At 42.2% G+C, this 4,763-nt stretch carries 5 protein-coding genes, 1 tRNA gene and 1 other RNA gene; 1 reads left to right on the top strand and 6 read right to left on the bottom strand.

From position 1 onward, the window contains the following. Positions 1-449: 449 nt before the first annotated feature. From WFH04_RS17885 to ffs, 6 genes are all read right to left on the bottom strand, one after another. Positions 450-713, bottom strand: a complete 264-nt coding sequence (locus tag WFH04_RS17885) for a pro-sigmaK processing inhibitor BofA family protein (RefSeq protein ID WP_336825652.1) — start codon at positions 711-713, stop codon at positions 450-452. Between the two features lie 87 nt (positions 714-800). Then, positions 801-1,013 carry a YaaL family protein gene (locus WFH04_RS17880; RefSeq protein ID WP_336825650.1) on the bottom strand — a complete coding sequence of 71 codons (213 nt, stop codon included), beginning with the start codon at positions 1,011-1,013 and terminating at the stop codon, positions 801-803. Positions 1,014-1,026: 13 nt separating this feature from the next. Then, positions 1,027-1,623 carry a recombination mediator RecR gene (recR, locus tag WFH04_RS17875; protein WP_336825648.1) on the bottom strand — a complete coding sequence of 199 codons (597 nt, stop codon included), beginning with the start codon at positions 1,621-1,623 and terminating at the stop codon, positions 1,027-1,029. Between the two features lie 13 nt (positions 1,624-1,636). Next, complete coding sequence (locus tag WFH04_RS17870; RefSeq protein ID WP_336825646.1) at positions 1,637-1,957, bottom strand: YbaB/EbfC family nucleoid-associated protein; 321 nt, start codon at positions 1,955-1,957, stop codon at positions 1,637-1,639. A gap of 22 nt (positions 1,958-1,979) precedes the next feature. Continuing rightward, a complete protein-coding gene (dnaX, locus tag WFH04_RS17865; protein WP_336825644.1) occupies positions 1,980-3,722 on the bottom strand; it encodes a DNA polymerase III subunit gamma/tau in 1,743 nt (580 codons plus the stop codon). A 190-nt stretch (positions 3,723-3,912) separates the two neighbouring features. After that, an RNA gene (ffs, locus tag WFH04_RS17860) (signal recognition particle sRNA large type) lies at positions 3,913-4,179 on the bottom strand. A gap of 284 nt (positions 4,180-4,463) precedes the next feature. On the opposite strand from ffs, the gene WFH04_RS17855 reads away from it, so the two are divergent. Continuing rightward, a tRNA-Ser gene (locus tag WFH04_RS17855) sits at positions 4,464-4,556 on the top strand. Positions 4,557-4,763: the final 207 nt, after the last annotated feature.

Raw genomic sequence — 4,763 nt, 5'->3', positions numbered from 1 at the left:
ATTTTGAATCCGAAGATTCGTTTTGTCTCTTCCGCCGACGGGGTCGGCTTTGAGACTTTATTTGTTGACGTTTTGCTGTTCAGTTTTCAAGGTTCATTTCGTCGCCTCTCAGAGAAGCAACTCTTATATAATACCATCTTGCGTTTTTCGTGTCAACAACTTTTCTAAAAAACTTTTAAAGTTGTTTTCGTTTGTTTCGTTTATCGGAAACGCAACGTTATTTACTTTAACAGCTAACTGACTATATTGCAATACTTTATTCGTAAAAAGAATTATCTTTTATTTTACTATGAAAAGAAAACCGTTCGAAGCTTGTTATCTAAACTTCGAACGGCATTAATGCATACTCTTATGAACAAACTGTAGAAGAAAAAAACGCTCTATCGTAGTTTTAATTACACGGTGGTTTTGTCCATTCCTATTCAATGGACCAGGCCCATATTGAATTTCTATAGGAAGAATGCAAAAGAAAAAAGGGCCGCTAAACCCGGAATTCCTAAAACTGCTAAAAGAAGACCTGACGCAATATTGACAGGGAAGTATAACCCGACAAAACCGCCAGCTATATTCAATGCGAATAATACTAAGAACGCGAATGCCAATCGAAACCAAAATACTGAAAGATTCTCAAATAGTTTGCTGAGCTGTTTTTTATTTAACATTAATAATAGAAGAAGAATAGCACCCGATAGTGCAATGATGAAGATTTTCATGGAAAGCGCTCCTTTCGGCTAATGGTCCATTCTATGCGCTTTCCTCCTATTATATCCCGCACTCTCTTCTATTTAATCTGTTAAAAATTATTCAACTCGCAATCTCCGTTCTTTTGCTTCTTTGAATAAATGAAAATACTTGCTCTCTGCAATCTTTCTTCGTACAATAATTTCTTGGTCGTAGTCGTTTAAATATTTTTCGATCTCTCTTGCCTGCTCCCACTCTTCTTTAGTTTCCACTAACAGGTTTCGCAACCGATCATCAAATTCTTTTTTTATCTTTCTTTTTCGACCGAACATTTCTCTGTTCCCCCTATAACTCTCGACGACCTTCCAGTGCCTTCGATAGCGTCACTTCATCTGCATATTCAAGGTCTCCTCCGACTGGCAACCCGTGAGCTATTCTTGTAGTTGTAATGCCCGACGGTTTGACGAGCCGTGAAATGTACATAGCAGTCGCTTCACCTTCAATAGTAGGATTCGTTGCTAATATTAATTCTTGAACCTCTTCGTCTTGCAGACGTGTCAATAGAGAAGGAACGTTGATATCTTCCGGGCCTATGCCATCCATAGGAGATATTGCCCCGTGGAGAACATGGTAGAGACCGTTATAATCCCTCATTTTCTCCATTGCGATGACATCTTTCGGATCTTGTACAACACAAATCATCGAGCGGTCGCGTGATTGATCTTGGCAAATTTGGCAAGGATCAATATCCGTAATATGACCACACACAGAGCAAAATCGCAAATTCCGTTTAGCATCAACCAACGCCTTGGCAAATTCCAATACGGTATCTTCCTTCATACTCAATACAAAAAACGCCAGTCGGCCCGCAGTTTTCGGACCGATTCCTGGCAGTTTCATAAAGCTATCAATCAGTTTTGATATTGGTTCAGGATAATGCATTACCCATTACCTCCTAAAACATTCCAGGTAGGTTCAACCCTTTCGTGAATTGACCCATTGTGGAATTAGTTAACTCCTCCGCTTTGCCCATCGCTTCGTTTGTTGCAATTACAATTAGGTCTTGCAGCATTTCTACGTCTTCTGGATCAACCACTGACGGATCGATTGCCACTTCAAGTACTTCCTTATGTCCAGATACGATGACTTTCACCATACCACCGCCAGCTGCACCTTCTAATCTTTTTTCACCCAATTCCTCTTGGGCTTCCGCCATTTTCTTTTGCATTTTCTGCATTTGTTTCATCATGCCTTGCATATTTCCCATACCGCGCATATTCAATTCCTCCTCAATAAGATTAGTCATCATGAACTATTATGAACTCTTTGCCGAATATCTTTTCTGCTTCAGCGACAACCGGATCATCGGCTGTGGAACCAGACTCCTCCATAAATGAAGAAGACAGTTCTTCCACTCCATCATTATCTGCTGAATCCTGTTGTTTTGCCAAGCCGTTCGTACGAATAAATTCTTCGCGCGCCTTCAACCAGCCATCTTCCGGCACATATACCACTTCATACGCCTTGCCGGTCCTTGCTCGCAAAGCTTCCGAAAGGCCTGCCCTAAGCGACGGATTTTCCGAAGCCATCCGGCAATGGATTTCATATTTGAATTTTAACACAAACGCACTATCTGATGCCGCCACTGGTTCAGTCTCTTCCAATAGTGCTGAGTGAGAACGTTGCAATGTTTGCATCATGCTCGCCCATTCCTCACGGATGATTTGGATATCTTGACGAGTAGCGGCTTTTAATACTTCGTTAATTTTGCCTGTCGGAATTCGAATCGATTGTACTTTCGATGCGCTACGCTTAGGCTGGTTCCCTTGTGCAGGTGCCTCACCTATCTTGACACCGTTTTCCAGCTGTTGCTGCAAAGAAGCAACCATTCTTTCAAGCGACTCGATTTTATGCATCAAGTTTTGGTCGACGGGCTGCGTAGCATGGTCGACTACCCCTTCTAAATGGATCATCTTAAGCAAAGCGGATTCAATATAAACTTTCGCATGGTTTGAAAACCGCATTTCCTGCTGTGTTTTCGATAAAATATCGATGTAGGAATAAAGTGTTTCCGGTTCAAACGCATTGCCCATAGAAACGAATCGTTCATCCCCAGAGATTAATTCCAATAGTTCATGTAAATCAGGCGCAGAGCGTAATAAAAGCAAATCTCTGAAAAACGTAATCAGATCTTCCGCTAACCTTGACACATCTTTTCCTTCAGCAATTAACTGATCCAACAAAGACAAAGCAGCTGCCGCGTCTTTTGATAGCAAAGCTTCCGCTAATTGATAAAAAATATCTTCACCAATTGACCCCGTTACAAGCAGCGCTCCTTCAGCGGTCAATTTGTCTCCACTGAACGATACGACTTGATCCAAAATGCTAAGCGCATCCCGCATTCCGCCGGATGCCGCTTGTGCAATAATTTTCAAGGCTTCTTCATCAGCATCGATCTCGGCGTCAGACAATACCATTTTCATACGTTCAATTATTTCGCTTGAAGTAATCGGTTTAAAATCAAATCTTTGACATCGGGAAATGATGGTCAAAGGCAGCTTGTGCGGCTCTGTCGTCGCCAAAATGAACACGGCATGCGATGGCGGCTCTTCCAACGTTTTCAAAAGTGCGTTAAAAGCAGAATTTGACAGCATGTGCACCTCGTCTATGATGTACACTTTGAAGCGGGCGTTCGAAGGAGCGAACCGGACCTTTTCAATTATGTCCCGCATTTCTTCTACCCTCGAGTTGGAAGCTGCGTCAAATTCGATAACGTCCGTATTCGAGCCTTCCGTTATACTTCGACAAGTCGGACATTCATTGCAAGGTTCTTTAGATGGAGCTTTCTCGCAGTTCATTGCTTTAGCGAAAATTTTCGCAGCACTCGTCTTTCCTGTCCCCCGCGGTCCAGAAAATAGATAAGCATGGGATGTCTTATTATGCAGCAACGCATTTTGCAAAGTCTGCTTCACATGGCGCTGCCCCGACATTTCCTCAAATGACTGCGGTCGATATACTCTATAAAAAGCTTGGTAAACCACCATTTCCCCTCCTCTCATCTTCAAGTCATATACAAATGATTATATCATAAATCTCCCGTAAAAACCCCTCTCACAAGCCAATAGGGCAGTAAAAAACCTGTCGTTAAGGACAGGCATTGGAACAAAAATTTTTACTTCATAAAAATAAAAAACTCGCCCGGAATGGACGAGTTGAATTCGCGTAATAAAGCCGCGCACCTTCCTTTGACTGCCGCACATAAGCGTTACTCCTGTCGACAGCTCGGCCTAGGCAACCCCGCGGCACATGAGAGATGCCACTTAATGCTGCTTCCTTCCGGACCTGACATGGTTCATGGGTTCCCATTGCGCAGGACCCAGACGTCAACACTACGTGCAAGAGGCAGACCCTACAATACGGACAGCCTCGAGAAGGGATTCAGTCTTGCTAGAGCGGATTGCAAGTTACAGGGCACCGCTACCTCCCCACCTAGCACGGCTCTCTAAGTATAACGATTTCTGTGGATAAAATCAACCCATACCCTTATAAACTTCTATTAAAAGCAATGCTCTCACACTCTTTTATAATGATATAAATGTTTTATTATAAGTTTTTCAAAAAAATATCTGTCTCTGAGACAGTACATAATTATTTTGAGGCTCTGCGATAATTTTCATCCAATAGCAGAAGACAGACTTCTGTGAATATACTTTCTTAAAAAAGGTTCTTACAAGTAGTTGACATGAAAAGTTGATTCGTGATAAATTATGTTTTGTTGATACGGAGGAATACCCAAGTCCGGCTGAAGGGATCGGTCTTGAAAACCGACAGGGGTGTTAAAGCCCGCGGGGGTTCGAATCCCTCTTCCTCCGCCATTCATTTTGATAAAAGCGCATAGTTGGAGATAAAGTCTGTTACATTCATGTAACGGATTTTTTATTTACCTTTTATTCATTTATAAAACCTAAAAGGGGGCTGTCCAATAAGTCCCTAAAATAGAACAGGTGGCGAAAAACGAATCGTTTTTCCGCCACCTGTTCTTGTATTTTTCTCATTTAATACTGAAAGTAGCTCGCGGATGC

This window comes from Sporosarcina sp. USHLN248 (assembly GCF_037144575.1).
GTDB lineage: Bacteria > Bacillota > Bacilli > Bacillales_A > Planococcaceae > Sporosarcina > Sporosarcina contaminans.
Note: the sequence above shows the minus strand (reverse complement) of the source record. Positions and strands in the feature narration are given on the sequence as shown.